Origin of the sequence: Allochromatium palmeri, from assembly GCF_009720725.1 — a bacterium.
GTDB classification, from domain to species: Bacteria; Pseudomonadota; Gammaproteobacteria; order Chromatiales; family Chromatiaceae; genus Thermochromatium; species Thermochromatium palmeri.
Genome location: NZ_WNKT01000013.1, coordinates 49,076 through 71,350, shown reverse-complemented (window position 1 = coordinate 71,350; position 22,275 = coordinate 49,076). Strand labels below are relative to the sequence as shown.

The window sequence follows — 22,275 nt, the reverse complement described above, 5'->3', positions numbered from 1 at the left end:
TGTCCTGAAGCAACGCGGCCACCGTGAAGTGCTCAACGCGCTCGGTGGAATGCCCGGTTGGACGGCAGAAGCGTTGCCGATCGTTCAGTGATCCGAGGGCTGCTGTCGGGCGGTAGGATAGGTGGATATCACCCGGGTCGAACCCGATCAACCGGTGCAATTACACCTCCGGTGGTAGCGGCAAGGACTCCAGACGCTGGAGGACGTGTCCCCAGCGTCCCCAGATGGCCAGCTCAGTCGGATCAACTCGAACGGCGTCTGGCCTGCGGTCTGCCATAGTAGTCGTAGAGCACCGTCTCCGCTTCCTCGTTGATGAGGGTTTCGGGATCGTAGGGCGGCGCGTGTTCAAGTTGATCGGCTCCGACATCGAGCTTCAGTTCGCCGTCGATCCAGTCCACGTCGGAGATCCAGTCGCTGGCGATCAGCAGCTTCTTGGAAAACGGCAGGTACGAGGTGTCGAGCACGAGGTAGCGGATCGCCCAGCTTTCGTCGTCGACGATGAAATCCACCGCATGGCCGGCGTTGCGATCCTCAAGCGTGCGGATGCTATAGCCCGCGACTTCGTCGACCGACCTGAGGTGAGTTTCCTCCTCCGCAGGCTCCTCCGCGAGTTCCTCTGGTTGCTCCCGAGGAATCAAGAGCTCCGGATACCCATAGTTTCCCCAGAGACCAGCGCCCATCCAATAGTATGGCGTCGCGAAAAAGTCGTGATAGGCCCGCTCGTAGCGGCGTGAGACCGGCGCATCGGTGTCGAGCGGCGGGCTCTCTTCGAGCTGCTTGGATGTCAGTTTGACCGGAATCGATTGCGTCTCCCAGCTCGCGCGCTCAATGTGTGTCGGTGAGACCAGAACCTCGCGTCCGAAGAGCCAGGGGCCGGTCTTCGCGACCATGTAGCGCACGGCCCATCCTTCGTCGTCGAAGAGAAAATCGCTGCAGTGGCCGATGTCTCCATCGGTTGCGACCAGGCGATAGCCTTTCAACGCGGTAAGGCTTCGAAGCATTGAGACCTCCAAAGGGGCCTGTGCCCCAAGTGATATATGTCACTGGAGATAAGCATAATCCACGCCATTAAAAGGCAAATGGCTCCGAGTCGGGCGCGCTCAGCGCTCGTAAACGAGGCTATTCGGGTGCACACCCAAGCTCAGCAGGTGCGCGTTGATCGACTCGACAAAGCCCTGTGGTCCGCAGACATAAAAGACCTGGTCCGGCCTGTCGATGTGCGCGGCGAGGAAGGCGGCGTCGATATGACGGCCTTCCTGACCGGGGTCGTGCTCGTGGGTGAAGGTCAGCACGCAGCGCTCGCCCAGATAATATTGGAGTTCCTCGCGGCAGATGACGTCCTGCTCGCACTTGTTGGTCAGCAGGAGTTGGTGGCCCTCCAATGAATCCTGGAGGGCGAGCTGCCTCAGGATCGCCAGAAAGGGCGTGACGCCCGTGCCCGCCGCGATGAAGGTTCCGGGCCCCTGATAGCCGATGCTGCCGAAGGGGTCGCCGAGCAGCAGCTGGGCGCCGGGCCGTAGACCGTGCAGGGCGACGGTGAAGCCGTCGTGCTCGGGATACCGCTTGACGGCGAGTTCGAGGATCCGGTCCTCGGGCAGCGAGGTCGGGGTGAAGGGGCGTGCCTCCTCGCGCCACTCGTCCGCGTCGATCTGGACCTCGATGCCTTGCCCAGGCATCCAGTCCATTCCCTCCGGCTTGCTGAGCAGCAGGCGCTGGACGTCGTGGGTGAGGATTTCGCTCATCAATAGTGTGCTCGGTGTGGGCATTGGGTTTCACCTCCGTCTGAAGAGAAGACGCCTTTCGGCTTGCTTCCGGGTCTTTGCCATCCGAATGACGAGCAAAGGCCGTGCCTCGAGTCGCCCTGCATCCCCAGGCCGACCGAGCCGTTTCATTCGGTCCCCCAGCGGTGAATGCCCACCGTATCGGCGGTGGATTTACCCCTGAATCCGGTCAAAAGGACCGCCCGAATCCAGTCTTGTGGCGGGTGCATCCGTTTCACGTCCGCATGATCGCCCGGTTCCTGCGGTTGGTACGTGACTTGCTCGTTACCTGTGACTTGGCTCGATCCCGGTCGGTCACGCCGTTGCCGTATCGAGGCGGATCTGTACCTCCCGGAGCGTGACTCGAGCCGTCGACTTCAGGAGACCAGTATGTTTTTCAAACAGTTCTATTTGGAGAGTCTCGGCCATGCATCCTATTTCGTCGGCTCGGAGGAAACCGGCGAGGCCTTTGTGCTCGACGTGCGTCGCGATGTGGATACCTATTTCCAGACCGCCCGCGAGCAGGGCATGCGGATCCGCTATGCCTGCGACACCCATCAGCACAATGACTATCTGACCGGGATCTGCGAGCTCCCCGAGCGGGGCGACATCGAGCTTCTCGCCGGCGCCCGTGCAGAGCTCGGTTACAGTGTGACGCCGATGGACGATGGGCAACGTCTGGAGATGGGTGAGGTATCGATCGAATTCCTGCACACCCCTGGACATACGCCCGAGCACATCAGTCTCGTGCTCACCGACCGCTCGCGCGGCGACGAGCCGGCCATCTTCTTCTCCGGCGGCGCCTTGCTGGTCGGCGACCTGGCGCGACCGGATCTGCTCGGCGGTCCGTATGAGGCGAAGAAGAGTGCGGAGGCCTTCTGCCAGACCCTGCAGAACAAGGTGCTGACCCTGCCGGACTTCGTCGAGGTCTATCCGACCCACGTTGCCGGTTCGCTCTGTGGGGGGAACATCGGCAGCCGGCTCTCGACCACGGTCGGCTACGAACGGCGGATGAACCAGCTGCTCGCGCGTCTCACCGACGTCGACGGCTTCGTCGGCCAGTGCATGGATCTGACCGATCTGCCTTCGGTTCCGCCCTATTGGCCGCGCATGCGCAAGCTCAACAGCGAGGGGCCGCCGCCGCTCGGCGTACTGGCCGATCCGCCCCCGCTCGGCGTGGACGAGGTCGAGCGGCTGAGACGCGACGGCGTCACCCTGCTCGACTGCCGTTCGCCCGAGGCCTTCACCGCCCATATCCCGGGTGCGCTCAACGTCGGCGTCGGGACGTCGTTTGCGACCTGGGCCGGGAGCGTGGTGCCCGATGACCGGCTCATCGTCCTGGTGCTCGAGCAGCCGGGCGACCTCTGGGAAGTCTGCTGGCAGCTACTGCGGATCGGGTACGAGCTCCCGCTCGGCTGGCTCTCGGGCGGCATGTTCGCTTGGCGCACAACAGGAATGCCGATCGACATCCTGCCGCAATGGACCGTGTGGGAGCTGAACGAGCAGATCGGGAAGCCCAACGATCTCATGGTGCTGGACGTGCGTCAGCCGGCCGAATGGAGCGCCGGACACATTCCTCAGGCCGTCCATATCACAGGTGCCGAAATCAGGCGTCGTGCCGACGAGATCCCCAAGGGCCGGCCGGTCGCGGTCGTCTGCGGAAGCGGCTTCCGATCCTCGGTCGCCGCGAGTGTCCTCAAGCGTCAGGGTCACAAGGCGGTGTTCAACGTGCTTGGAGGCATGACCGGCTGGCAGGCGGAATCCCTGCCGCTCGCCCGATAGCCGGCCCTCCGCCCGCGATCCGGTCAGGAATCCTGATTCGCCTCCATGGTGTCCCGATAGGCATGCCAGGAGGCGTAGCCGAGCCAGGGAATGACGAAGACGAGTCCGACGAAGAAGGTGAGGAACCCGAGGGTGCAGAGCGCCGCGATGATCGAGGCCCAGAGTGACATGGGCTTCCTGTTCTCGCCGACCGCCTTCCAACTCGCGAATGCCGCATTGAAGGCGTCGACCTTCTGGTCGAGCATCATGGGGATGGAGAAGGCGACGATGCGGAAGACAAAGGCCGCGAGGGCGATGGCGATGCCACCATAGATGAGCAGGAAGGGGAGGCTCTCGGTGAACATCACGGGCAGCGGCTGCACGCGCTCGATGCCCGTGGTGACCTGATGGAAGACCCCGCCGTAGACCAGGTTCGACACCATGATCCAGTTGACGAAGACGAGCACCAGGAAGATCCCCATCATGGCGGTGCTCGAGCGGTTCATGGCCAGGAGCCGCCGCAGCGCCCCCGCATCATGGGCCCGGCCCGTCTCGCGCAGTTTGGCCTTGGCCATGAGCCCGAGCGAGAGCATGGGGGTGACGACGAGAAAGCCGCTGAAGAGGAAGGGCACCAGGAAGAAGGCATCGGCACCGGAGGCGAGATAGGCGAAGAGTCCGCCGAGGCCGGCGACGGCGGCACCATAGACCGTGCTCCAGAGGGGCTCGGCCTTGAAGTCCTCCAGTCCCTGACGCAGCCACGCCATGGGTCTGACCTCATCGAGCGAGCGTATCTCGAAGCTGCGCTGGGGTTGTTGCTGCGTGGAAAGTCTGTAGGTGCTCATCCGGATCCTCCTGGCATCTGGGGATGCCTCGGGTGTATCGCTTTCGCAGCTTCGAGCAAGAGGCCTGCCAGGCCCGGTCTCGGGCGTGGACCACGCAAACGCTCGTCCCAACCCCTGATTCGGGCGGGTCAAATGACCCAAGAGCTGGGCCATTACCCCCAGGCCGCCGCCGGATGGAGTGCAGAGCCGAATTTCGGCCGTCTTGCCAGCGCCCGAGAGATGCTTGCGTCTCGGGCGCCGCACGAACCCTTTGTGTTGGCACGGAACGCGCTGCTGAGTCCTCTCGAGATCCAAATCCACATCTCTGTGACTCATGGGCGCGGCTTGCGCCCGATCCGGCCGGCGACTCGCGTGACGACTGGCTGCGTCCCCGCATCCGCCCGTGCGGCGGGAGGTGATTCCCATGCATAGCCCCACTGCATTTCTGCGCATCCCGAGGGTCGAACCGGAGCGCCAGGCGCCCGGCCGGCGCATCCGCCACTGGCACGAGTACGAAAATCCGCTGCCCGATCCCCGGGCCGCCGAACAGGGCACGCGCTGCATGGACTGCGGCGTGCCCTGGTGTCACGGCTATTGCCCGGTACACAACCAGATCCCGGAATGGAACGCCCTGGTGAGCGAGGACGAGTGGCGCGCGGCCTGGGAGCAGCTCGAGTCCACCAACAACTTCCCCGAGCTGACGGGGCGGCTCTGTCCAGCACCCTGCGAGGACGCCTGCACGCTGCGGCTCAGCGGCTCGCCGGTGACCATCCGCGCCATCGAGCTGGCGATCATCGAGCACGCCTGGCAGCACGGCTGGGTGAGGCCCCAGCGGCCGACGGCGGCGTCCCTGAATGCGCCGACGGGACAGGTGTCCGTGGTCGGCTCCGGCCCCGCCGGACTCGCCTGCGCCCAGCAGCTCGCCCGCGCCGGGCATGCGGTCACCGTCTACGAGGCGGCGCCGAAGATCGGCGGACTGCTGCGCTACGGGATCCCCGACTTCCGTCTCGAGAAGCGGATCCTGGACCGGCGTCTGGATCAGATGCGCGACGAGGGCGTGCGCTTCCGGACGGGCGTCAGGGTCGGTGCGGATCTACCCGCGCGGGAACTGATGACGGAGGGCGGCGTCCTGGTGCTCGCCTGCGGATCGAGCACGCCGCGGGACGTCACGGTTCCGGGCCGAGGCCTCGGCGGCGTCCATTTCGCGCTCGACTATCTGAGCGGACAGAACCGCTCGCTCGACCGCGGGATGGACAAGGGACGGCACATAGATGCGCGCGATCTGGACGTGGTGGTCATCGGCGGCGGGGACACGGGATCGGACTGCGTCGTCACGGCGATCCGCCAGGGGGCGCGAAGCGTCACCCAGATCCAGTATCACGCCGAGCCCCCGCATCAGGGCGACGTGCTGACGCACTGGCCCGAGCCGGTTCCCGAGCTCAAGCCCAACGACCACGAGGCTGAGGGCGGACGGCGCATCTGGGGCTGGGAGACGGTTGCCTTCCGCGCAGACGGGGAGCGCGTCGCCGGGGTCGATCTGCAGCGCCTGCACTGGTCTCGCGCCGACGACGGAGGTTGGCGGCGCGAGCCGGTGGCGGGCGAGTCGCGGCGTCTGCCGGCCCAGTTGGTGCTGATCGCGATCGGCTATCGGCACCCGGCCCACGGCCCACGGCGACGTCATCGCCGAACTGGATCTGAGCCTCGACGGACGCGGAAACATCGCCGCCGGCGACGGCGACTACCGCTCGAGCCGCAAGGGCGTCTTCGCCTGCGGAGACGCACGGCGCGGTCAGTCGCTGATCGTGTGGGCCATCCGCGAGGGGCGCCAGTGCGCGGAGTCCGTGGACACCTATGTGCGCGGAGGCAGCGAGCTGCCGCGAGTGTGATCGGCCGAACGCCTTCGGGCGTGCGCGCTGAACCGATGGAGACGGATTACTGGCCCTTGGCCCACGCCTTGCCAGCATCCTCCCTCCACCAAAGAGCCGATGCTGGCTGCACCCTTTCTTGCGGATTCTGGTGATCAGGTGCAATCCACACTGCCAAAGTTCGTCGAAGAGGCGCTGGGAGATACCGCGCTGGGATCTCCCCCTCTCCGAGCGAGGTCCAGCGGTGCAATTGAACCTGGAGCGGTTGAAATGCCCCGATCGATGGCGCTGTTGCTGGTCCTCTCCACCGTCGCTGTCCTATCAAGAGCTCCACTAGGACGGCCTCTCCGGGTCGCAGATCGATGCCGGGCCGCCCGTGCGGGGCATCCTGGCATCCAGGGTGCTTGAGCCGAAGGACGCAAGGGTTCCGTCGGCCATCATTCAGATCTGGCGCACCGGGGCCGCGAATGCGTCCGCTTCGATGGCGGTCGCGGACCAGACACCGATGGAGGAGGCATACCCATGGCTGAAGCCGTTCGTGCGTTTCTCGATTCCTGGCTGGTGATCAGCGCCTGGGCGGTCATCGTCGCGGTAGCGCTGGCGGTGTTGATCGCCGACCTACGCCAGCGCAACCCCGAGATCATGGGGCTGATGCGCGCGGTTTGGATGCTGACGGTGCTCTACTCTGGCCCCCTCGGACTCGCGGTCTATTGGCTCTCTGGGCGCAAGCAGATCCCGTTCGATTCCATCTGGCGCCGTGGCTGGCGCTCCGTCAGCCACTGCTACTCGGGCTGCGGTGCCGGCGAGATCGTCGGTGTGTTGATTACCGTGGGTCTGCTGGCACTCGCGCCCTGGATCGTCGCCATCACTACCTTCGCGCTGGCCTACCTCTTTGGCTACGCCTTGACGGCGGGACCGCTGATCCAAGAGGGCCTGCCGGTCGGTCGGGCGCTCTGGGATGCCTTCACCTCCGAGACGGCGTCGATCTTCGTGATGGAGGTCGTTGCGATCAGCGTCGATCTGTGGCTTGCGCCGAACGCCACGCTCGGGCAGCCGCTTTTTTGGGGCTCGCTGGTCTTATCGCTCGCTTGCGGTTTGATCGCGGCCTGGCCGGTCAATGTGCTGCTGATTCGCTTGGGCGTGAAATCCGGCATGCACGATCCCCGTGAAATGGCCGCGCACATGCACGGGCAGGCCTCGGCGAGCGCCTGATTGAGAGCGCATATGAGCATGAAAGACCGATTGAATGCGGGTAGGAGCGACCGAGCCGGCCTCGGATCCGGCCCGGTCATGCGCGCCGAGACCACTTCGAGGCCATGATCGCAATCGCCCCTCCGCTCGTCGCGATCCTGCTGTCTCCGCTGCTCGGTGCTCTCCTGGCGCCGCTGGCGGAACGTCGCTGGAACCGTGCCCCATCGGTCGTCGCCGCCGTTGCCAGCACCCTGGCGCTGGGCGTCCTCTTGCTGCAGGTGCCGGCGATCCTCGAGGGCGTGACCCCGTTGCAGCAGTGGTCGTGGCTGCCCGCGATGGGGCTCGATCTGGCGCTGCGTTGCGATGGGCTGAGCCTGCTGTTCGCGCTGCTGATCCTCGGCATGGGGCTGCTGGTCGACCTCTACGCCCGCTACTACCTGCCGACCGAGGCCCCGCGCGGGCGGTTCTATGCGTTGCTGCTGACCTTTCAGGCCGCGATGCTCGGCCTCGTGCTCTCGGACAACCTGCTGTTGCTGGTGCTGTTCTGGGAGCTGACCAGCCTCGTCTCCTTTTTGCTGATCGGGTTCGATCCCTCCACCGCCGGCGCCCGGCGCGGCGCGCGCATGGCCTTGCTGGTGACCGGGGCAGGGGGGCTGGCGCTCCTGGCCGGGGTGCTCCTGCTTGGCAGCGTCGTCGGTAGTCTGTCGCTGACCGAGGTGCTGGCCGCCGGCGATCAGGTCCGCAACCATCCGCTGCACCTGCCGATCCTGCTGCTCATCCTGCTCGGCGCCTTCACCAAGTCCGCTCAGATACCCTTCCATTTCTGGCTGCTGGGGGCGATGTCCGCGCCGACCCCGGTGTCGGCCTATCTGCACTCGGCCACCATGGTCAAGGCCGGTGTCTTTCTACTCGCGCGGTTGTTTCCGGTCCTGGCAGACGGCGGGCTTTGGTTCGCGTTGGTCGGCGGCGTCGGGCTCGCAACCTTTCTGTTCGGCGCCTATGTCGCCCTCTTCAAGCACGACATGAAGGGGCTGCTGGCCTATTCGACCATCAGTCATCTCGGGCTGATGGTGTTCCTGATCGGTCTCGGGACACCCCTGGGTGTGGTCGCCGGGCTGTTTCACGCCATCAACCATGCGGTATTCAAGGCGTCGCTCTTCATGGCGGTCGGTATCATCGGCCACGAGACGGGTACCCGCGACATGCGACGTCTGAGCGGGCTGTTCGTCTTCCTGCCGATCACGGGCACGCTCGCCATGGTCGCGGCGGCGTCGATGGCCGGCGTACCGCTGCTCAACGGCTTTCTCAGCAAGGAGATGTTCTTCGTCGAGACCCTGGATTCCCCGCGCATCGCAGGTTGGCCGGTGCTGCAATGGTTGATGCCGGCGGCGGCGATCCTGGGCGGGGCCTTTTCGGCGGCCTATTCGCTGCGTCTGATCCGCGATGTCTTTTTCAATGGCCGCTTCGATGGCCAGAGCCTGGGTCTGTCCAAGCCGCCAGGGGAGCCGAGGCGTCTGATGCGCCTACCGATCGAGGTCTTGGTCGCGGTCTGTCTCCTGGTCGGAATCTTTCCGGAGCAGGTCGTGCGGCCCGTGCTCAGTCTCGGCGCTCGCGGGGTGCTCGGCTTCGTTCCCGACTATCACCTATCGCTCTGGCAGGGATGGTCGCCCGCCTTCCAGATGAGTCTGGCAGCGCTCGGTGGCGCGCTGCTGCTCCATCTCCTCCGGCGCCCCCTGTTCGCCGCGCATGCGCGCTGGTTTCCACCGGCGCGTGGTGCACGGAGTTTTCAGCGACTGAGCGCTCGTCTACTTGGCCTGGCCTATCGTGCCCGTCAGCGGATCGAATCCCTGTCGCTGCCCACGAACCTGAGGTGGTTGGTGGCGACGGCGATCCTGCTGGCGACCCTGGGATGGCTCATGGCGCGGCCGTCGGATGGGGTGCCGATCCGCTGGATTGCGGTGACGCCGATGCCGCTCGACGGCCCGAGCCTTGCCGCCGCCGCGATCCTGGCCCTGTCCACACTGGGCGTCGTGTTGCGGCGCGGCGATCGGCTGTGGGCACTCTTGCTGACGGGCGCGGTCGGCCTGGTGGTTAGCCTGGCCTTCGTGCATTTCTCGGCGCCGGATCTGGCTCTGACCCAAGTGTCGGTGGAGATCGTGACGACCTTGCTGCTGCTGTTGGTCCTGACCTTGCTGCCCAGCAGTCTCGACCTCAGGCCCCCGGGCTGGCGACAGCGTCGCGACCTTCTGCTGGCCGTCACCGGCGGCATCGGTAGCGCGGTACTCGCGGCCCTCATGATGCTGCGCCCGGCCAAGCCGATCTCGGAGGGTTACCTGCAGGCCGCCGAGCCCCTGGCGGGCGCCGGTAACGTCGTCAACGCCATTCTGGTGGATTTCCGCGCCTTGGATACGCTCGGCGAAATCAGCGTGCTGGCCATCGCCGCCGTGGGCATTGCCGCCATGACACGGGGGTTGACGTTGCGCCTGCCCACGCGGGGGGACACGGCCGGCTCCAGGGCGCGTCCCGAGGACAGCGGCGAGCCCGATCGCGACGCGCGCCATCCCTTGATGCTGAGCGCCGTCGCGCGGCCGGTGCTCCCGGCGGCGCTCATGCTCGCGGCCTTCCTGCTGCTGCGCGGTCACGAGGCCCCCGGCGGCGGATTCGTCGCCGGACTGGTGGTCGGAGCGGCCCTGATCCTGCTGCAGGTCGCGAACGGTTTCGGCTGGACCGCCGCGCGCTTTCACCCCGACTACCTGCGCCTGATCGGCGTCGGCCTCTTGCTTGCGCTCCTGACCGGGCTCGGCGCGCTGCTGTTCGATCGACCCTTGTTGACCAGTGCGATGCTGCACTGGACCCTGCCGCTGCTCGGCGAGCTCAGTTTGACCAGCACCCTGATCTTCGATGTCGGCGTGCTGCTGGTCGTGACCGGGACGCTGCTGCTGATCCTGGAGTCGCTCGGGCGACTGGGGAACAGCGGGCGCGATACCCTGACGATCGGCACCTCGCGGGAGGTCGGCTGATGGAATGGCTGATCGCCACTATGATCGGTCTGCTGATCGGCTGCGGCATCTATCTGTTGCTGCGCTCACGCAGCTTTCCGGTCGTGCTGGGTCTGCTGCTGCTGTCCTACGGCGTCAATCTGTTCGTCTTCGCTGCCGGGGGGCTGCGCGTCGATCAGCCACCCTTGATCGCCTCCGGCTCGCCCTATGCCGACCCGCTGCCCCAGGCCCTGGTGCTGACGGCGATCGTGATCGGCTTCGCCATGACCGCCTTCGTTCTCATGCTCGCACTCCGCGCCTTGAGCGAATTGGGCTCGGATCGGGTCGACGAGCGCCAAGGGGATGAAGAGTCATGAGTACGCCCTCGATGCTGCTTTCGCTGCTCTTGCCACTGGCATTCGGCGCGCTACTGCTGGTCGGCGCGCGCCTGCCGCTTTCGGTGCAACGGGCCATTGGTCTGGTGGGTGTGCTCTGCGTGCTTGCGGCGGCGCTCGGCGTGTTGGCGCGGACCGCCCAGGGCGACATCCTCACGACTGCCATCGGCGGCTGGCCGCCGCCCTTTGGCATCGTGCTGGTCTGCGACCGGCTCTCCGCCCTGATGCTGACCCTGACGGGCCTGCTCGGGACCGCCGCGCTGCTCCACGCGACCGGCGGTGGCGATGCCGCCGGACGTCACTTCCACGCGCTCTTCCAGTTTCAGTTGTTCGGACTGGCCGGCGCCTTCCTCACTGGCGACCTTTTCAATCTGTTCGTCTTCTTCGAGGTGCTGTTGATCGCCTCCTATGGCCTGCTGACGCAGGGCGGCGGTCCGGCACGCACCCGCGCGGCGCTGCACTATGTGGTGCTGAATCTGGTCGGGTCATCCCTGTTCCTGCTCGGCGCGGCCCTGATCTATGCGGCGACGGGCACCCTGAACCTGGCCGATCTGGCGGGTCGCCTGGGGCACCTGGAGCCGACCGAGGCGAGGCTCGCCGGGGCCGGGGGGCTATTGCTGTTCACCGTCTTCGCGCTCAAGGCCGCGTTGCCGCCGCTGCATGCCTGGATGGTACCCGCCTATGCGGCCGCGTCGGCGCCGGTGGCGGCGCTGTTCGCCATCCTGACCAAGGTGGGGCTCTATGCCATGCTGCGACTGCTCAGTCTGTTGCCGGACACCGGCTCGGGGCCGGCGTTCGCGGGGTCCGTGACCTGGCTGCTGACGGGGGCCGCGGTCCTGACCATCACCGCCGGTAGTCTGGGCGCCCTGGCCAGCACGCGGCTCGGGACCATGATCGGCTATCTGGTGATGCTCTCGATGGGCACCCTGTTGGCCGGGATCGCGCCGGGCACGGCCGAGGGGTTGGCGGCGGCCCTCTATTACCTCGTCCACACCACGCTCATCACCGCCGGGCTCTTCTTGCTCGCGGATCTGATCGCCAGTGGACGCGCTCAAGGCGATCGGTTGGTCATCGGCAACCCGCCGCGCGACGTGCGAATCCTGGCGCCGCTCTTTCTGCTCGGGGCGACCGCCATCGCCGGGCTACCGCCGCTGAGCGGTTTCCTCGGCAAGACGTTGATCCTGATCGCGGTCCAGAACCCGGCCGCGATCGCTCCAGCGGTCTGGCCCTGGATTTGGGCGGCGGTGCTCGGCTCCAGCTTCGTGGTGCTGCTGGGACTCTCCCGCGCCGGCGTGCTCTTGCTCTGGCGCCGCCGGGGGGCAGCCTCGCGGCAGGACTCCGTGGCGAACGCGGTGGAATGCCGACCCGGATTGGCGCGCCCCGCGCTCGTCGGCACGTCGGCACTGCTCGCGGCCAGCCCGCTCCTGATGCTGTTAGCCGGACCCCTGACCGGCTTCACGCTGGCGACCGCGCGCCAGACCCTGGACAACGGCGACTATGTCGCGGCCGTCGCGGGGTTCGTACCCCGCGCATCCGCCGTGAGCGAGGAGGGCACCGACCCATGATGACCTGGCTGCGGTTTCCACTGACCACGCTCGCGCTGCTTGCGCTCTGGCTGCTGCTGGTCGGCAGCGTCGGGCCGGGGCAGGTGCTGCTCGGCGCCCTGCTGGCGGCGCTCATCACCGGGGCCACAGCGGGGTTCTGGCCAAGACGCCGACGACCCGGCCGACCATGGCTGATCCTGCGCTATCTGTGGCGGCTCGGCCTGGACATCCTGACGGCGAACGTTCGCGTCGCCGCGCTGGTGCTTGATCCGCGACGTCGCCCGCGGCCCTTCTTCGTCGAACTGCCGCTCGCGCTCGAGGATCCCTTCGCGATCTATCTGTTCGCGAGCACTGTCTCGCTGACACCGGGCACCGTCTCGGCGGATCTGCGCCGCCCGGCGGATGACGGACGCACCCTCCTGCTGGTCCATGCACTGGACGGCGGCGATGCGACGGGGGCCGCGGAGCGGCTGTGCCGGGATCTGAAGCAACGTTATGAACAGCCGCTGATGGAGATCTTCCCATGATGCTCGCAATCGTGATGCCAGTCGCTCTGGCCATGATCAGTCTGGCCCTCTTGCTGAATCTCTGGGGGCTGCTGCGGGGGCCGGACATGGCCGACCGGGCGCTGGCGCTCGATACCCTCTATATCGACAGCATCGCGCTCCTGGTGCTGCTTGGTATCCACTTCGACAGCCAGCTCTATTTCGAATCGGCCCTGGTGCTGGCGCTGCTGGGGTTCCTCGCCACCGCCGCGTTTTGTCGCTATCTGGTGCGAGGCCGCGTGATCGAATAGGGGAGGGGACAGACATGCTCATCGATCTTCTGGTCTCGGCACTGGTGCTGCTCGGCGCAGCCTTCGCGCTCATCGGCTCCATCGGGATCGCCCGGCTACCGGACTTCTTCACCCGGCTGCACGGGCCGACCAAGGCGACCACCCTGGGCATCGGCGCCATGCTCGCCGCCTCGAGCCTACACTTCAGCGTCCAGGGCGAGGGGCTAGCGCTGCATGAGCTGTTGGTCATTGTCTTTCTCTTCATGACCGCCCCGGTCAGCGCCAACCTGCTCGCCAAAGCGGCACTGCATCTACGGGTTCGCTCGATCGCGGCGATCCCTCGGGCGTTTCGCGCCAGCGCGTCCGATCGCTCGCAATAGAACCCTTGAGCTGGCGCAAGCTCTAGTACCATGCGCCGATAATATCCTGGATAATCTGATCGATCCAAGGCCAGGAATTCAGACAGTTCGCTGGCTTTGGTTATCCTGATCATATTCGGTGCGCAGTACTAGGGGACGCAACAGATATCCAGCAGGCGATCAATCTGGCCATCTACCGAGCCTTCCGTGAAGTCGGCGTGGAGTTCGCCTATCCGACGCAGGAGATCATCCTGCTGCGCGGGGAGGGGATGGCGAAACCTGCGTCTGACGATGGGCGCTAGAATGTCTGTGGTTGCTGATGGCTTATCGGGTCGATGGCGACGATCCACCGCGCGCCGAGTTGGAGGCTCGGGCCGGGCAGCTCGACCGCATGCATGGTCAATGACTTTGCTGGAATCAGCGCCCGGTTTATCCTGCAAGCTGCCCAAGTCGGGGGGGCCGCAGCGGCTAGGACCGACTGCGGGGTAATATCCCCCAGCCGCTTCTTTGCTGTGGGCAAAGACCTGCTTGCGCATGAGGTTGGGGTTGGGCAAGCGCCTCGAACATCGTTTGCTAATCGTTCCCCACTTGAGGGTACATCCCATAGATGGCCTACGGTACTGACCTTCCTGCATCCGCTCGCCGCCACCTCGAAGCTGCGCATGTACTGTATGACACGGGCAAGCGCCGGGACGTGGCCGGCTACCTCTACGGCATTGCCGCCGAATGTGCGGTGAAGGCAATGATGGCGGAAGCGGGCTTGCGGCCACTCGCGAAGGACAAGCGCAGGGAAGACCCGTTTTACGCCCATTTTCCTGAGCTGAAGACCTTACTGCGGGACTCTCAACTGGGCCGCACCGCGATGCCGCTGCGGAAGTTCATCGACAGCTCCAACTTCATGGGCCAATGGGATACTGATATGCGTTACTGCAAAGGCGATGATATCGACCGGAACTGGGTGGAGCGATGGCGAGAGCAAGCCAAGGATGCCGTTGGGGCGATCGGAACCTGAAGAGGATGCTGTCATGATAGTTCGCTTCGACGATAGCCTCGTTGCTCTGGCGCGGGTGGTCGCGGCCGAGTTGGGTGATGATGTGCTGCATTCTGGGGTTGCGCTTCGGGATACCGCCGGTCGCCTAGCCTTCTTCGCCGCCAAACCGCTTGAACTGGAGGTCGTCGAGCGCGTGTCGGATTCCCTGCGGCTGCAACTCGGCGCCTACGCCCGAGACGATCGTGTTCTAGCCGGATGCGACGACATTGGCGCAAGGCGCGTGCTCGACGATCCCAGCAGTGTGATCGTCGATGCCAACGGGTATCGAATCCGCTTGCTAGATCGCCGATTGGTCGGCGCCGACTGGCTGCTTGCGCCCGCTGAGCCATCACCGCCGCCGCCGAGGTTCGTCTTCGCCAGCATCAAGGGCGGTGTCGGACGCTCGACGGCTCTCGCCGTGGCGGCGGCAGACCTTGCCTACAGAGGGCGCCGCGTCCTGGTCATCGATTTGGACCTGGAAGCTCCGGGACTCGGCCCGATGCTATTGGACGATCGAGCGCTCCCCGAATTCGGCACCCTTGATGCGCTCGTTGAAAACGGCCTTTCTGGTCTGGATCACTCATTTTTGAACGATTTGATTGCTCCCTCTGCGTTAGCGGGTGGACATGGTCGATTGGACGTGATGCCCGCACTCGGCCGACGTGCTCTGGCTCATCCATCGGATGTGCTGGCGAAGATTGCACGCGCCTATGCAGAGGATGTCGGTCCAGACGGCCAAGTCATGTCGTTCCGAGGACAGGTGGTGGATCTGATCCAGCGGTTCTCTGACCCGACCAAGTACGACGCCATCTTAGTCGACGCTCGCGCCGGTCTGCATGAGTCCACGGCAGCCTCGTTCCTGGGACTCGGTGCGGAGGTGTTGCTTTTTGGGCTGGATGAGCCGCAGACGCTCCAGGGATTCAAGGCGTTGTTCGCTCACCTGGCGTGCTTCGTAAATGTGGATGGTCCGTCACCTGAATGGCTGTGGCGTCTGACGATCGTTCAAGGCAAAGCACCGTTGGAAAGCGAACGCCGGGAAGCTTTTATGGACCGCTGCCGCGATATTGCCACGGAGGTTGGATTGACTCCACGTGGGGTCGCTGCATCATCGGACCCACTTCCGGCAGAGCCTTTCGGCGATGTGCCCTGGGACGATGCGATCTCAGACGAGCAAGTATTTGCCGACCAGGACAAGGGGCTAGTGGCAGCGGTACAGGTACTTGACGACCAGAATTACCGGGGATTCGACCCGTTCACGCGGCGAGATCTCCTTTCGGAAAAGATTTACAGCGCGACATTTGGATCTTTGCTGGAACTGATCCAGGCGAGTCTGTCGGCGGATACGGTCCCAAGCGCGGCACATGATACGGAGTCCCCCGATGCGGTCTGAGAGTGAGGACTATCGCCACATTCGTGCCGCCATCGCACAGATCCCCGGCGATCTTTCCAACGACGCCGTCGGTGTTCATGTGGCGAGCCTCGATGACATTTACGCACCCGAGGCTCATGCCGCGGCGTTGGATCCGAACACGCCGATCGTCCTTGGCGCTCGTGGCAGTGGAAAGAGTTTTTGGGCGGGTGTGCTAGGTCGCGACGAGACCCGCGCCGCCGCAGCCAGCGCCTATCCAAGACTTGGTTTAGAGAAGGTCACGGCTCAGTTCGGTTATACAGGGATCGGAGGCCCTGACGGTATTTCCGCAGAGCAGATCGATGCTGCCTTGCCTGCCGAGGCAAGCATCGAAGACGCGAAAGCCTTCTGGTGGGCGAGCGTGATCAGCGCCGTTGAACGCTCTGCTGGAGAATCCTTGGCAAAGCCAAAGGACTTCTTCCCGCAGGCACAGGATTGGGAGCAACGTGAAGCGTTGCTGAACCGTCACGACCAACGGCTGCGTGATGAAGGCACAACCCTTCTTATTCTCTATGACGCCTTGGATACGGTTGCCCGGACCTGGGCTCGTCGCCGTCTCCTCACCGAGGCGCTCCTTGAGGTCGTCTGGGCTTTGCGGGCCTACCGTAGGCTACGGCCGAAGCTGTTTATCCGTCCCGATCAGTTGGACGATGATGCCCTACGCTTTGTCGAGTTGCCAAAGATGCGCACTGGTGCGGTCCGATTGACATGGTCGCCGACGGATCTGTATGGCTTGTTCTTCGCAAGAATCGCGCTTGCGCCAGACCCTGAAGCCGCCTCTGCGTTCGAGCGGACCCTCGGTCGCGAGGGTTTGCGAAGCGCCGACAGGCAAACCATCCTGACGCGCCGCTGGTCTTTGGCGCGAGACCCGGCGGATCAACAGCGGGTCATGACTCGGCTGGCCGGACGATACATGGGCAAGGGAAGTTATGGCTATAAGAAAGGGAATACATACCGTTGGCCGATTGCGCACCTCGCCGATGCGTACCAGGAAGTTACCCCTCGAAGCTTCCTTCGCATGATGACCGCTGCGGCCGCACAGGGTACGCCCCCTGATGATCGGGCCATCACCGCCGAGGGAATTCGCCATGGTCTGCGGGCGGCTTCCAAGACCCGCGTCGACCAATTGCACCAAGAGTTCCCCTGGATTAAGGGTGTGTTGGCGCCCCTCGCCGGTTTACTGCTGCCGCAGCCGGAACAGGAGGTCTACAGCGTTTGGGAGCGAACCGGAACGGTGAGAGCACTCAAGACGGACGCACAAGAGACTGGCTACATGCCGCCCTTTCCAGACATCAAAGCCGCTGGTGCGGCAGAACTCTTTACGGCGCTAGAGCGCATCGGCGTCATGTTCAGGCGCAGAGACAATCGGCTCGATATGCCTGACCTGTTTCGCGTCGCCGCACGCTTGCTGAAGAAGGGCGGCGTAGCGCCGTTGTAAGCAAGCGCCGGAGTCAACGCGGTTTAAATATCAAAAGTTATGGTTTTGCGGCAAGCATGTCCGTGTCCGAATTGAGGATGAGGGCGAGAGCAGTGGGCAGCAATGGAATGAAATCTGCCAAGTGCTCGCCAGCGCGGATCAGCTGGATCTGCCGCATCATCGACCACGCCGAGTTTGCCAAGAACGAGTGCGGTATCTCCCCCAGCTGCTACACCCACGCCAGCGACGCCGAGACTTTACGGTCCATTTCGATCCCCGCATAGCCACGTGCGCGAACCTGAGCAGACATGCCACTCACCCACCATCAAGCCAAATACCTCGCCCACGAGCTAACCCGCCGCTGGTCATCCAACAGTGTCGGGAAGCTCGCCGCTGCTGTGGCGGGTGCACGGGTAGACCTCAATCCCCATCAGGTTGATGCCGCGCTGTTCGCGTTCAAATCGCCCTTTTCCAACGGCGCGCTCCTCGCCGATGAAGTCGGTCTCGGAAAGACCATCGAGGCGGGGATTCTCCTGTCGCAACGCTGGGCCGAGCGCAAGCGCCGTATCTTGATCATTACCCCGTCGAACCTTCGCAAGCAGTGGCATCAGGAACTTGCGGAAAAATTTTTCCTGCCTGCCACGATTCTCGAAGCCCGTTCCTACAATCAGGCAGTCAAAGCCGGCAGCACCAATCCGTTCCAACCGGCCGAGCCAAGTCTTGTCATTTGCTCGTATCACTTCGCTCGGAACAAGGCCGAGGACGTCGTGGCGATACCCTGGGATCTCGTCGTCATCGACGAAGCCCATCGCCTGCGCAACGTCTATAAGCCCAGCAACGTCATCGCCAACACCCTGAAGAGCGCCCTCGAAGGACGGCCCAAGGTGCTCCTCACCGCAACACCGCTGCAAAACTCGCTACTCGAGCTCTACGGTCTCGTCTCCTTCATCGACGATCACGCCTTCGGCGACCTCAAGAGTTTCCGCCAGCAGTTCGCCAATCTCAGCCAGGACGGCACCTTCGACGTGCTCAAGGCCCGGCTCGCGCCGCTCTGTCACCGCACGCTACGCCGCCAGGTCACCCAATATGTGCCCTACACCGCACGGCACGCGCTGGTCGAAGAGTTCACCCCGGAGCAAAGCGAGGATCAGCTCTACCAGCTCGTCTCCGACTACCTCGGACGCGATAACCTCTTCGCGCTGCCTCCGGCCCAGCGCACTCTAATGACCCTGGTTCTGCGCAAGCTCCTCGCCTCCTCGACCTTCGCCATCGCCGGCGCCTTACAGACCATGGCCCGCCGGTTGAAACAGGATCTGGCTGAACAGGAAAGTCTCTCCCTCGTCGATGAACTAGACGAAGACTACGAAGCACTCGACGCAACCGCCGAGGAATGGACCGAAGACGAAGCCACGGAGCCACTCTCCGAAGCCGGCCGCGAAGCCCTCGCCTCTGAAATCGCAGAGCTCGAAGCCTTCGCCGAACTGGCTGCCTCCATCACCAAAAACGCCAAAGGCCATGCCCTGCTTCGCGCCCTCAAAATTGCTTTCGAGAAGGTGTCCGGGCTACAGGCCGCCGAAAAGGCCATCATTTTTACCGAATCCCGCCGCACCCAGGACTACCTTCTGAGGCTTCTGGCCGAGAGCGAATGGAGCGACGGCATCGTCCTCTTCAACGGTGGCAACAACGACCCGCGCTCGAAGGAGATCTACGAGGCATGGAAAATCCGCCACCAAGGCAGCGACCGCGTCACAGGCTCGCGCACCGCCGACATGCGTTCCGCCCTCGTCGATTACTTCCGCGACGAAGGCCGCATCATGATCGCCACCGAGGCTGGCGCCGAGGGCATCAACCTCCAATTCTGCTCTCTCGTTATCAATTACGACCTTCCCTGGAACCCCCAGCGCGTCGAACAGCGCATCGGCCGCTGCCACCGCTACGGGCAGAAGCACGACGTCGTTGTCGTCAACTTCCTCAACAAGAAGAACGCCGCCGACCAGCGCGTCTACGCGCTCCTCGCCGAGAAATTTCACCTGTTCGAAGGCGTCTTCGGCGCCAGTGACGAAGTCCTTGGTGCCATCGGTTCCGGCGTCGATTTCGAGAAACGCATCGCCACCATCTACCGGCAGTGCCGCCAGCCTGAGCAAATCAAAGAGGCGTTCGACGCCCTGCAGCTTGAACTGAGCTTCGAGATCAACGAAGCCATGACCACGACGCGCAAGAAGCTCCTCGAACACTTCGACGACGAGGTGCGCGAAAAGCTCAAGATCCGCGACCAAGACTCGAAGGCCGTTCTCGGCCAGTTCGAGCGGCAACTCATGCGCCTCACGCGGCACGAACTGAACGGTCACGCCGAGTTTCAAGGCGAGGGCTGCTTCCGCCTCCTCACTGCGCCTTTCCCAGAGATCGCGCATAAGACGCCAACCGGTCTCTACGAGCTTCCCCGCCGCTCCGGCGAGGCCCACCTATACCGCCTCGGGCACCCCTTGGCGGAAGCAGTCATCCGCACCGCCAAGGAGCGATCCCTCGTCCCCGCGGAGATCGCCTTCAGCTACGAGACGCATGAGGGCAAGATCACCATCCTTGAGCCCTATATCGGTCAATCCGGCTGGCTCAATGTCTCCCGCTACAGCGTCGATTCCCTTGGCCAGAGCGAGGACTACCTCATCCTCGCCGTCCAAACGGACACGGGAGAATCACTCGACGAAGAAACCGCACGTCGCCTCCTCTCACTACCGGGCAAACATTTGCGCGACCTCTCCGAGCCTGCGCCACACAGCCTCGACGAACTCACCCGCAGAGAGCAGGCCCGCATCGGCCGCGACATCTCCGAGCGCAATGCCCAGTTCTTCGAAGCCGAGGCCACCAAACTCGACCACTGGGCCGACGACCTGAAGGTCGGCCTCGAACGCGAGATCAAGGACATCGACCGTCAGATCAAGGAGGCTCGCCGCGCCGCCTCCGCCGCGCTGACCCTTGAGGAAAAGCTGGCCGGTCAAAAGCAGATCAAGGTTCTCGAATCCCATCGCAAGGAACGCCGCCGCAACCTCTTCGACGCGCAGGACGAGATCGACAACAACCGCGAACGTCTCATCGAGAAGATCGAGGGTAAACTCAAATCCGAGTCTTCTAAGGAAGATCTCTTTACCATCCGTTGGAGACTGGTATGAGCACGGACCGCCCCATTGAGATCACGCATCTGCCGCCGCGGCTCCATCAGGACTTCGACGGGTTGATCGCTCCGGTTACGCACGCTGATCCGGATCATGTGGAGACGAACTTCTGCAGCCGCGCTCTGGCCGCTTTCACCATCCACCAGGTCGCCGGCTGTTCGCTCCAGGAGGCCTCAGACTCACTGGTCGATGGTGGCAACGACGGCGGTATCGACGCGGTCTACCACTCAGCTAATTCAAACACATTATGGTGTGTTCAATCAAAATTCCTGACCGACGGAATGAGCGAGCCGGGGCTCCATGAAGTCACCCGCTTCTCGACCGGCCTGGACGCCTTGCTTCGCGGGGACTTTGAGGAACTCCGGGCCAATCCGGCGTGGTCCGTAAAGCTACCCCACATCGAATACCTGATGAGCGGCGGCACTTTGAGCGTGCGTGCAGCGCTCGTTTACTCCGGCATCCGATTGGTTTCCGATGATCGCAGGCGCTTGTTCGAAACGCTGAAGACACGCTACTCACCCGACGACGACTACTTCAGGTTCGATGCCTTCAACCTGACGACAGTCCACGATTGGATCATCGGGGCCGCCGATATCCGCGCAGTAAAAGAAGTCGCGCTCTGCATCCGTAAGCCCGGATGGCTGAAGGATCCCCACGAGATCGTCTACGGTTTGATCCCTCTGTCAGATCTGGTCGAACTTTGCGCCGCCCATGGCGATCGGCTCATCGCGTCCAATATCCGCCGATACAAAGGAAGCACCGAAGTCAACGAGGAGATCGCAAGCACGGTTCGGGATGATCCCGGCAGCTTTCTCTATCTCAACAACGGCCTCACGGCCTACTGCGAGCGCCTTGAGGTCAGGGCTACGGATCGTGCGAATGCGGAACAGAAGAACATCAGGGCCTTTGGCTTTTCCATCGTCAATGGCGCCCAGACCCTCGGGATCTTGTCCAAGACCTGCACGCCTGGATCCGCACCGGAGGGCTTTGCGTTCATCCGCATCATCTCGATGGAGCGATGCGAGGATGACCGGCAATTTGCCGAAAGGATCACCCGTAGCACCAATACCCAGAACGAAATCCTCGCTCGCGACTATGTGGCCCTCGATCCGGAGCAGGAACGGATCGCGAATCAGCTCAGTCCATCCGGTATCACTTACCACTACAAGATCTCCGATGAAGCCATCCCCCAAGATGCTTACAATTTCAGCATTCTGGAAGCCACCACGGCGGCGGCCTGTCTGATGCAGGGGAATACCGCCCCGAAGTTCGTCGCTCGGACTCTGAGCAACCGAAAATCGCTTTGGGACACGGAGATCCCTGAAGGTGAAACGATCAGTCGTTATTCGCGGGTCTTCGCCTCCTCGCTTTCAGCAAGGAGTCTTTGGCGCGCCGTGCAGGCCCAGCGGATCGTACTCGACAAGTTCCGCGAGTTCGCCCGAGCGGAGCCAGCGCGCAAGGCATTCTTCGAGAACGGACGCTGGCTGATTCTGAATCTGATCTTCCTGCGTTTGAAACCGGAATCCGGAGAGGCCACTTCGCTGTCTGCCGAGGAGATCGCCAGTTTTTCGGGTGCTGCCCTCACGGTATCGGAAGAAGTCTGGAGTGCCTGCGGGACGCTCGGACACATCTCGGTTGTGCAGGGGGGCGGCTACAGTTTCCCGCGCCATTTCCGGTCGGTATTTTGTGACTCCGAGGATTGCCGACGCATCAGGGGCGAGGTGCTGCGGGCAGCCAATACGCAAAATCCCGCGGTGACCGAGAATGGAAATCAAATCCCAGGCACCGAAGAATGAGCTGC

General features: G+C 63.9%; 17 protein-coding genes. 14 read left to right on the top strand and 3 right to left on the bottom strand.

Annotation, left to right across the window (positions count from 1 at the left end):
* Positions 1 to 242 precede the first annotated feature (242 nt).
* Positions 243 to 1,001 (bottom strand): PRC-barrel domain-containing protein, encoded by a 759-nt coding sequence (locus tag GJ668_RS08305; RefSeq protein ID WP_155449690.1) that lies wholly within the window; start codon positions 999 to 1,001, stop codon positions 243 to 245.
* Positions 1,002 to 1,100: 99 nt separating this feature from the next.
* Positions 1,101 to 1,742 (bottom strand): ferredoxin reductase domain-containing protein, encoded by a 642-nt coding sequence (locus tag GJ668_RS08300; RefSeq protein ID WP_246194718.1) that lies wholly within the window; start codon positions 1,740 to 1,742, stop codon positions 1,101 to 1,103.
* A 408-nt stretch (positions 1,743 to 2,150) separates the two neighbouring features.
* On the opposite strand from GJ668_RS08300, the gene GJ668_RS08295 reads away from it, so the two are divergent.
* Complete coding sequence (locus GJ668_RS08295) at positions 2,151 to 3,542, top strand: MBL fold metallo-hydrolase (protein ID WP_155449688.1); 1,392 nt, start codon at positions 2,151 to 2,153, stop codon at positions 3,540 to 3,542.
* Positions 3,543 to 3,565: 23 nt separating this feature from the next.
* Here the strand turns inward: GJ668_RS08295 and GJ668_RS20110 are convergent, their stop codons facing one another.
* A complete protein-coding gene (locus tag GJ668_RS20110) occupies positions 3,566 to 4,363 on the bottom strand; it encodes a DUF2189 domain-containing protein (protein WP_186342976.1) in 798 nt (265 codons plus the stop codon).
* Positions 4,364 to 4,766: 403 nt separating this feature from the next.
* Here GJ668_RS20110 and GJ668_RS08285 point away from each other — a divergent pair, with 403 nt between their 5' ends.
* The 13 genes from GJ668_RS08285 (at position 4,767) to GJ668_RS08225 (ending at position 22,270) form a co-directional block, all read left to right on the top strand.
* A complete protein-coding gene (locus GJ668_RS08285) occupies positions 4,767 to 6,362 on the top strand; it encodes a glutamate synthase subunit beta (protein WP_246194717.1) in 1,596 nt (531 codons plus the stop codon).
* A 367-nt stretch (positions 6,363 to 6,729) separates the two neighbouring features.
* The gene (locus GJ668_RS08280; protein ID WP_155449686.1) at positions 6,730 to 7,419 is read left to right on the top strand and encodes a DUF4396 domain-containing protein; all 690 of its coding nucleotides are present in this window, start codon (positions 6,730 to 6,732) and stop codon (positions 7,417 to 7,419) included.
* 104 nt (positions 7,420 to 7,523) lie between these two features.
* On the top strand, positions 7,524 to 10,418 hold the full coding sequence (locus tag GJ668_RS08275) for a monovalent cation/H+ antiporter subunit A (RefSeq protein WP_155449685.1): 2,895 nt from the start codon (positions 7,524 to 7,526) through the stop codon (positions 10,416 to 10,418).
* Complete coding sequence (locus tag GJ668_RS08270) at positions 10,418 to 10,753, top strand: Na+/H+ antiporter subunit C (RefSeq protein WP_155449684.1); 336 nt, start codon at positions 10,418 to 10,420, stop codon at positions 10,751 to 10,753. The genes GJ668_RS08275 and GJ668_RS08270 overlap by 1 nt, the downstream gene beginning before the upstream one ends.
* Positions 10,750 to 12,336, top strand: coding sequence for a monovalent cation/H+ antiporter subunit D (locus tag GJ668_RS08265; protein WP_222930764.1), 1,587 nt, complete (start codon positions 10,750 to 10,752; stop codon positions 12,334 to 12,336). Before GJ668_RS08270 ends, GJ668_RS08265 begins: the two co-directional genes overlap by 4 nt.
* Positions 12,333 to 12,842: a Na+/H+ antiporter subunit E gene (locus GJ668_RS08260; protein WP_155449683.1), complete on the top strand. Its 510-nt coding sequence runs from the start codon at positions 12,333 to 12,335 to the stop codon at positions 12,840 to 12,842. Before GJ668_RS08265 ends, GJ668_RS08260 begins: the two co-directional genes overlap by 4 nt.
* On the top strand, positions 12,842 to 13,111 hold the full coding sequence (locus tag GJ668_RS08255) for a K+/H+ antiporter subunit F (protein WP_155449696.1): 270 nt from the start codon (positions 12,842 to 12,844) through the stop codon (positions 13,109 to 13,111). The genes GJ668_RS08260 and GJ668_RS08255 overlap by 1 nt, the downstream gene beginning before the upstream one ends.
* A gap of 14 nt (positions 13,112 to 13,125) precedes the next feature.
* Positions 13,126 to 13,470, top strand: coding sequence for a Na+/H+ antiporter subunit G (locus tag GJ668_RS08250; protein WP_155449682.1), 345 nt, complete (start codon positions 13,126 to 13,128; stop codon positions 13,468 to 13,470).
* Positions 13,471 to 14,056: 586 nt separating this feature from the next.
* On the top strand, positions 14,057 to 14,461 hold the full coding sequence (locus GJ668_RS08245; RefSeq protein ID WP_155449681.1) for a hypothetical protein: 405 nt from the start codon (positions 14,057 to 14,059) through the stop codon (positions 14,459 to 14,461).
* A 13-nt stretch (positions 14,462 to 14,474) separates the two neighbouring features.
* Positions 14,475 to 15,869 (top strand): KGGVGR-motif variant AAA ATPase, encoded by a 1,395-nt coding sequence (locus GJ668_RS08240; protein ID WP_186342975.1) that lies wholly within the window; start codon positions 14,475 to 14,477, stop codon positions 15,867 to 15,869.
* The gene (locus GJ668_RS08235) at positions 15,859 to 17,325 is read left to right on the top strand and encodes a hypothetical protein (protein WP_155449679.1); all 1,467 of its coding nucleotides are present in this window, start codon (positions 15,859 to 15,861) and stop codon (positions 17,323 to 17,325) included. The genes GJ668_RS08240 and GJ668_RS08235 overlap by 11 nt, the downstream gene beginning before the upstream one ends.
* Before the next feature lie 287 nt (positions 17,326 to 17,612).
* Positions 17,613 to 20,471 carry an SNF2-related protein gene (locus GJ668_RS08230; protein ID WP_155449678.1) on the top strand — a complete coding sequence of 953 codons (2,859 nt, stop codon included), beginning with the start codon at positions 17,613 to 17,615 and terminating at the stop codon, positions 20,469 to 20,471.
* Complete coding sequence (locus GJ668_RS08225; protein ID WP_155449677.1) at positions 20,468 to 22,270, top strand: AIPR family protein; 1,803 nt, start codon at positions 20,468 to 20,470, stop codon at positions 22,268 to 22,270. Before GJ668_RS08230 ends, GJ668_RS08225 begins: the two co-directional genes overlap by 4 nt.
* Positions 22,271 to 22,275: the final 5 nt, after the last annotated feature.

Excerpts from the sequence above, each read along its gene's own strand:
- GJ668_RS08305 (WP_155449690.1), bottom strand. The coding sequence starts at position 1,001 with ATGCTTCGAAGCCTTACCGCGTTGAAAGGCTATCGCCTGGTCGCAACC.
- GJ668_RS08280 (WP_155449686.1), top strand. The coding sequence starts at position 6,730 with ATGGCTGAAGCCGTTCGTGCGTTTCTCGATTCCTGGCTGGTGATCAGC.
- GJ668_RS08235 (WP_155449679.1), top strand. The coding sequence starts at position 15,859 with ATGCGGTCTGAGAGTGAGGACTATCGCCACATTCGTGCCGCCATCGCA.
- GJ668_RS08265 (WP_222930764.1), top strand. The coding sequence starts at position 10,750 with ATGAGTACGCCCTCGATGCTGCTTTCGCTGCTCTTGCCACTGGCATTC.
- GJ668_RS08300 (WP_246194718.1), bottom strand. The coding sequence starts at position 1,742 with ATGAGCGAAATCCTCACCCACGACGTCCAGCGCCTGCTGCTCAGCAAG.
- GJ668_RS08285 (WP_246194717.1), top strand. The coding sequence starts at position 4,767 with ATGCATAGCCCCACTGCATTTCTGCGCATCCCGAGGGTCGAACCGGAG.
- GJ668_RS20110 (WP_186342976.1), bottom strand. The coding sequence starts at position 4,363 with ATGAGCACCTACAGACTTTCCACGCAGCAACAACCCCAGCGCAGCTTC.
- GJ668_RS08250 (WP_155449682.1), top strand. The coding sequence starts at position 13,126 with ATGCTCATCGATCTTCTGGTCTCGGCACTGGTGCTGCTCGGCGCAGCC.
- GJ668_RS08245 (WP_155449681.1), top strand. The coding sequence starts at position 14,057 with ATGGCCTACGGTACTGACCTTCCTGCATCCGCTCGCCGCCACCTCGAA.
- GJ668_RS08270 (WP_155449684.1), top strand. The coding sequence starts at position 10,418 with ATGGAATGGCTGATCGCCACTATGATCGGTCTGCTGATCGGCTGCGGC.
- GJ668_RS08225 (WP_155449677.1), top strand. The coding sequence starts at position 20,468 with ATGAGCACGGACCGCCCCATTGAGATCACGCATCTGCCGCCGCGGCTC.
- GJ668_RS08255 (WP_155449696.1), top strand. The coding sequence starts at position 12,842 with ATGCTCGCAATCGTGATGCCAGTCGCTCTGGCCATGATCAGTCTGGCC.
- GJ668_RS08240 (WP_186342975.1), top strand. The coding sequence starts at position 14,475 with ATGATAGTTCGCTTCGACGATAGCCTCGTTGCTCTGGCGCGGGTGGTC.
- GJ668_RS08295 (WP_155449688.1), top strand. The coding sequence starts at position 2,151 with ATGTTTTTCAAACAGTTCTATTTGGAGAGTCTCGGCCATGCATCCTAT.
- GJ668_RS08260 (WP_155449683.1), top strand. The coding sequence starts at position 12,333 with ATGATGACCTGGCTGCGGTTTCCACTGACCACGCTCGCGCTGCTTGCG.
- GJ668_RS08230 (WP_155449678.1), top strand. The coding sequence starts at position 17,613 with ATGCCACTCACCCACCATCAAGCCAAATACCTCGCCCACGAGCTAACC.
- GJ668_RS08275 (WP_155449685.1), top strand. The coding sequence starts at position 7,524 with ATGATCGCAATCGCCCCTCCGCTCGTCGCGATCCTGCTGTCTCCGCTG.